Here is a 326-nt window from a genome sequence, read left to right as displayed (position 1 = left end):
TTTTGCTTCTCTTGAAGAATCGCACAAAGTTCATCCACCTTAGCAGGAACTTTCAAATAGTTCATATAAGAATGTCCGCCAACACCAGCCGTAACACCACATAGACGGAACTCTCCTTTAGAAGAATCAAAAGAGCCACCCATCACACTGTGAACGCTGCCAGTAGTACGCATCAGCATTGCATTCATCCTTTTCAGAAAAGTAGGAGTTATAGGTACAAGGCTGTCTGATTCAACTTTGGCAAGTTCGTACGCTTGCTTCAAATCTTCATTCATCAGATGATGCACAAGCGGTTTCCCTTTCGCTGTTACTCCCTCGTCAAAGAG

At 43.6% G+C, this 326-nt stretch carries 1 pseudogene; it reads right to left on the bottom strand.

What is annotated here, in order from left to right:
* Nucleotides 1–326, bottom strand: a pseudogene (locus WS42_RS15055) (Fic family protein); the annotation flags it as partial.

This window comes from Odoribacter sp. N54.MGS-14 (assembly GCF_000980295.1).
Classification (GTDB): domain Bacteria; phylum Bacteroidota; class Bacteroidia; order Bacteroidales; family Marinifilaceae; genus Odoribacter; species Odoribacter splanchnicus.
This window is presented reverse-complemented; position numbering and strand designations above follow the sequence as displayed.